At 74.6% G+C, this 248-nt stretch carries 1 protein-coding gene; it reads right to left on the bottom strand.

Going from position 1 to position 248, the window contains the following annotated elements; translation table 11 throughout:
* Positions 1-248, bottom strand: a 248-nt coding sequence (locus tag JT719_RS25015; protein WP_242693469.1) for an ATP-binding protein, incomplete at both ends; no start/stop codon positions are given.

Consider the following 248-nt stretch of genomic DNA (forward strand, 5'->3'; position numbering starts at 1 on the left):
CGGCTTCGCCGGTCGCGCCAGGACGCAGGTGGCCGGCAGGACCAGAGCGGCCCGGGTGCCGCGGCCGGGTTCGCTGGCGATCTCCAGGCGCCCGCCATGCGCCTCGATCAGGCCCTTGACGATGCTGAGGCCGAGCCCGGTGCCCTCGTGCAGGCGGGACAGGCGGCTGTCGATCTGGGTGAAGGGCTGGACGGCCAGGGCGGCCTGCTCGGCGGTCATGCCGATGCCCTGGTCCGGCACGGCGATCT

This window comes from Sabulibacter ruber, assembly GCF_017355955.1.
Lineage (GTDB): Bacteria > Bacteroidota > Bacteroidia > Cytophagales > Hymenobacteraceae > Nibribacter > Nibribacter ruber_A.